Below are 5,280 nucleotides of genomic sequence, written 5' to 3'. Positions count from 1 at the left end.
TTTTGATAAGGCCGGTAACGAGTTTGGCGTGCTCGTAATTAATGTCGATTTATCGGGAATATTTTCAAATATTGAAGAGGATATTCTGCCAAACGAAATACTCTACCTTCTAAATTCAGAGGGCGACTTTCTTGTGCACCCTAAGCGGGAAAAGGCTTTTGGTTTTGAATTTGGCAAGCCTTTTCGCTGGCAAGATGAGTTTGATACAAGTGATAGCGAAATAGCGAAAAAGTTAAGCCGTTTACATGACGACCAAATTTTTTATTTCTCAGCGCGCGAAAATTACTATGATCGTGACCATTCATTAAGAGTCGCTATTTTGGCCCCAGAAAGCGTTGTGGCTAATGCGGTAGCAGATGCACGCACTAACAACCTCATTATATTGTGTAGCCTGCTACTAATGACCTTCGTCTTTTTGTATCTCGTTGCCCTAAATATTCGACGTCGTGAGGACTCTGCGCGGCAAAATTCATCGATGGCCGCTATCGTTGCCGGCTCGAATGACGCCATTATCAGTGAAACTATTGACGGCGTTATTTATAGCTGGAACGAAGCTGCTCAGCGAATGTTTGGCTATTGCGCTGCAGAGGCGGTTGGCAAGACAGTTGATAGTCTCGTTGTGCCGGAGAGCGTCGTGGATGAGGCGATTACGCTTCGGGCGCGAGTCTTTAATGGTGAAACTATTCCGAATTTTGAAACCCAGCGTCGTGACCAGAATGGTCAGATTATCTGTGTATCCATAACGGTTTCTCCCGTTAAAGCTGCTGACGGGAAAATATTTGCCGCCGCGAATATCATCAGAGATATCAGTGAAATGAAAGCGGCTCAAGCGCAATTGCTAGAGCTGAATCATCGCTTAGAAGAGCAGGTGGCCGCCCGCACGAGCGAGCTGGAGGCTTCCGGAGTTCTGCAAGACGCTATTTTAAAAAATGCGGGCTACGCGATTTTTGCAAACAAGCCTGATGGCACTATAACGCTCTTCAATCCTGCGGCAGAAACCATGCTTGGCTATAGTGCTAGTGAAATGGTGAATAAAAAGACCATGCAGGCGATGTTTGTTAAGGAGGAGATCGATGCTGAATTAAAACGACTAGCACAGCTAGATCATAAAACCACTGTAGACAGTAATGGCAAGCTCATTACGCAAGATGTAAATTATGAAAAGGAGTGGACGTTTATTCGCAGGGACGGCGCGAAAATTCCAGTCTTGCTCAAAAGTAACACTTTGTACGATAAAGAAAATAAAGTAATTGGCTATCTTGGCATTGCCCGGGATCTTACTTTACAAAAGCAACAACAAACGGAACTGCTGAAAGCAAAGGCATTGGCGGAAGAGGCGAGTAAGACCAAAAGCGAGTTTCTAGCGAATATGAGTCATGAAATTCGCACGCCAATGAATGCGGTATTGGGCATGCTGAATTTATTGAAGTACACCGACATGACAAGCAGGCAGCTGGATTATGTTACGAAAGCAAGCGGCGCAGCGGAAGCGTTGCTGGGTATAATTAATGACATTCTCGACTTTTCCAAGATTGAGGCTGGCAAGTTACTACTCGAAAATAGACCGTTTTCCATTGATGAAATATTGAAGGATATCGCTGTCATTTTAAGTATGAATATAAGTGATAAGAACGTAGAAATACTTTTTAATATTGACCCGTCAGTGCCCAAAATGGTGCTCGGTGATTCCTTGCGCATAAAGCAAATTCTAATTAATCTCGCGGGGAACGCGGTTAAATTCACCGAACATGGTGAGGTGATGCTATCGGTGTTTGTGCAGCACGAACGGAAAAATCGCCTTGTGCTGGGGTTTAAGGTCAGTGACACCGGCATTGGCATGACGGCAGAGCAGCAGCAGCGTGTTTTTGAGTCTTTTACACAAGCTGAAGCGGCTACCACGAGACGCTTCGGCGGTACCGGTCTGGGATTGGTGATTTGCCAACGATTAATTCGGATGATGGGTGGCGAGTTAGAAGTGGAAAGTGAAGAAGGGAAGGGTAGTACGTTTTCTTTTTCACTTATTGTCGAGGCGCTTGAGAATGAGGCGCAGAGAGAGCCCGCGCGTCGGGTATTGCCGGCAGAGTATGAAAATCTTCGTTTGTTGGTGTTGGACGATAATGCCCATGCTCGAGAGATTATTTCTGGGATTTGTCAAAATCTTGGCTGGGAAGTTGAAGAAGCCGAAAGCGGTCATATTGGCTTGGAGTTGATTGCGCGCAGCCTCGTCGACGCTAAGCCCTATGATATTGTGTTTATTGATTGGATGATGCCGGGCTTGGATGGTTGGCAAACAGCAAAAGCAATTCAAGAACGTTGTGTCGACACGAAAATCCCTCGCTTAGTGATGGTGACGGGTCACGCTAAAGAAGTATTTGAGCAGCAAGAAGGCGCTATTAATGCGTCCCTTGATGGCTTCTTGATGAAGCCTGTAACCGCCTCGGATATTTACAACACAATTATAGAAGCATTGGCTGATAAATCGTCTGAGCTTAACACCGGCATGCAGCAGTCGAAGGTGGCCAATAATGGGCTTGTTGGCATGCGAATATTATTAGTGGAAGATAATATAACGAATCAGCAAGTTGCCCGAGAGCTACTCGCGATAGAGGGTGCGGAGATAGTTGTGGCGGACAATGGCCAAATTGCCGTGGATAGTATTCGGTATGCAGATATTCCCTTTGATGTTGTATTAATGGATATTCAAATGCCGGTGATGGATGGTTACACCGCGACACGCGAGATCCGTCAAACCTTGAAACTGAAGTATTTACCAATTGTTGCGATGACAGCAAATGCAATGCCAGCTGATCGTGCTGCCTGTTTAGCGGCGGGGATGAATGATCATATTGGTAAACCCTTCGACTTATCTGAATTGGTCGCAGTTGTACAAAAGGCTTGTGGTCGTGCTAACGAAACAACCGAAGTTAAAACGACAACGAGGGGTGAGTTACGAGCTGACTTACCTGATGCCCCAGCGGGTTTTTCTTTTAAAGAGGCGTTATTGCGGTTAGGGAATAATCGGGATTTGTATTCAAGCCAGGCCCGTATGTTTGCTACTCGGCACTGTGACGATCTTGGGAAAGTACTCGCATTTGTTCAAAAGGGTAATAGGCCGGGAGCTGTTAGAGAGTTGCATACCTTGCGTGGCGTGGCTGGAACCTTGGGCGCACAGGCCTTAGCAAATAGCCTATCTGAGCTTGAGACGGCCGTAAAAGGGCTTGTTGACGTGCCGGCTATTGAGACACTGCTGAATACTTCAGAGGTCCATCTCCAAGAGGCGTGTGAAGTAATGTTAATGCTTGCAGACGCTCTGGCGTCGCCGGATCAGAATGTTGCACTGCCACCTATAATGAATGAAGAAATGAACGCTAAACTTGACGAGTTCGCGTGTTATCTCAGCGACAGCAATATGAGTGCCTTGGATAGCTTTGAAAGTTTGCGTGCTATATTTGCCGTCGAAAGTGAGGCCGCACTTAAAGTGAGAGAAGCCATGGCTGAACTTGATTTTACGGCAGCACTCGACGCGTTAAATGCGATGAGGAATAAGTGATTTTTGCTGAAATATATTTGACGTCTATGAGATGTACAATGTCAGGTTATGCTTATGAGTGAATTTAAGCCCTTGCTTACATCTGGGTTGATCCCGGGGACGGCTGTGTCGGAGCGGCCTCGGCTATTGGTCGTTGATGATCAGCCGGTGAATATACAGGCGCTGTATCAGGTTTTTGCCAAGGATAGTGAGGTCTTTATGGCCACGAATGGGCAGCAAGCTATTGATGTATGCCGTCAAAAGCGACCAGATTTAATTCTACTCGACGTACTTATGCCGGATATGGACGGTATTGAGGTATGTAAAATACTCAAGGCAGATACTGAGACCCAGAATATACCCATAATATTCGTTACTTCCCAAGATAGTCCTGAAGAGGAGACGCGTGGCTTGGAAGTCGGCGCGGTTGATTTTATTACGAAACCAGTGAACCCTGCAGTTGTGCGTGCCCGGGTAAATACACACTTAACCTTAAAAATGCAATCAGATGCTTTGCGGGCATTAGCTTCGATTGACGGCCTAACCCGTATTCCTAATCGGCGTTTTTTCGACGAGCGACTAAATGCCGAGTGGCGGGCGTGTCGTCGAGCAGAAAGTTCGCTTTCTCTTATTATGGTCGATGTTGATCATTTTAAAAAATATAATGACCATTATGGTCATTTGGAGGGGGATAACTGTTTAAAACGGGTGGCGAATTCACTTGCTGAGGGTAATTGGCGCGGCCGGGATTTAGCCGCTCGCTATGGTGGCGAAGAATTTGTTTGTTTAATGCCAGATACAGATCTTGCCGGTGCAATGAGCAAAGCAGAAAGTCTGCGTTTGCAGGTAGAAAGCTTAGCGATGCCACATGCGGAATCACCTGATGCTGCGTGCGTCACCATTAGTGTCGGTTTAGCGACTATTGTGCCCAGCGAGGGAAAATTAGAAACACTCTTGCTGGGTGCGGCGGATGAACAACTGTACAAGGCAAAGCAGGCTGGGCGGAATTGTGTGATGGGCGTAGCTCTGGTCTAAGTGACGGCTTGCATCAGTATGTTAGAGTGTTATTTTCAGCTGGGCGCCTAAAGTAAAAGCCTCGATAGTAATTGATACCCATTGCGATATAGGCGTCGGTCACTTCTTGATTCTCGACGCCTTAGGCCAGTGTGCTGCCCTCCTATTTCGCGCCATCAAATTACCTGACAGGAGCAGACGGTTCCAGACATTTTGACGTCAACGCCTTAAACGTTACATATAACAAATTTAAGGATGTCGGGGCGCTTCGGCTAGTACCCGGTAGTTGAGTTCGTCCTCTGCGCCAAAGTCTTCCGAGCTCTCTAGTATTAGGGGTAACTGCTGTAGACCATATTCCACCCGAGTAAACCTCGCGACGTTGCCTTTCCCTAGTGGCGCAGAGTCAATAAAGTGCAATGGTTGATAAAGCGGTTATAGAGGCTTTGTTACTGGCCTTATGCCGCCGCATTTTGGGTGCGTGTGATCAAAATGGGCATGGGCTATGTACTGTCATTCGGCGTCCCGTAATTGGATGCTCAAAGCCAAGGCTGTCGGCGTGTAGCAGTAAGCGCTCAGCCATCGCATGGCTCACCGAGGTGCCATAGAGATCGCAGCCTAATATCGGGTGGCCAATTTCTTTACTGTGGATGCGGAGCTGATGGGTTCTGCCAGTAATGGGAGTGAAGGCAACGCGGGTTCGCGATGGATTATGCAGGTGGGCAAGAACTTGGTAATGG

General features: G+C 47.0%; 2 protein-coding genes and 1 pseudogene. 2 read left to right on the top strand and 1 reads right to left on the bottom strand.

The features are described from left to right. On the top strand, positions 1-3,550 hold a 3,550-nt coding region (locus tag ABYT30_RS15155; protein ID WP_373097352.1), incomplete at its 5' end, for a response regulator. Positions 3,551-3,604: 54 nt separating this feature from the next. Beyond that, a complete protein-coding gene (locus ABYT30_RS15150; protein ID WP_373082678.1) occupies positions 3,605-4,564 on the top strand; it encodes a diguanylate cyclase in 960 nt (319 codons plus the stop codon). 463 nt (positions 4,565-5,027) lie between these two features. Here ABYT30_RS15150 and ABYT30_RS15145 read toward each other — a convergent pair. Further along, positions 5,028-5,280: pseudogene (locus ABYT30_RS15145) on the bottom strand (RluA family pseudouridine synthase); the annotation flags it as partial.

The sequence above is a fragment of the Zhongshania sp. genome (genome assembly GCF_041623545.1).
Taxonomy (GTDB): domain Bacteria; phylum Pseudomonadota; class Gammaproteobacteria; order Pseudomonadales; family Spongiibacteraceae; genus Spongiibacter.
Note: the sequence above shows the minus strand (reverse complement) of the source record. Positions and strands in the feature narration are given on the sequence as shown.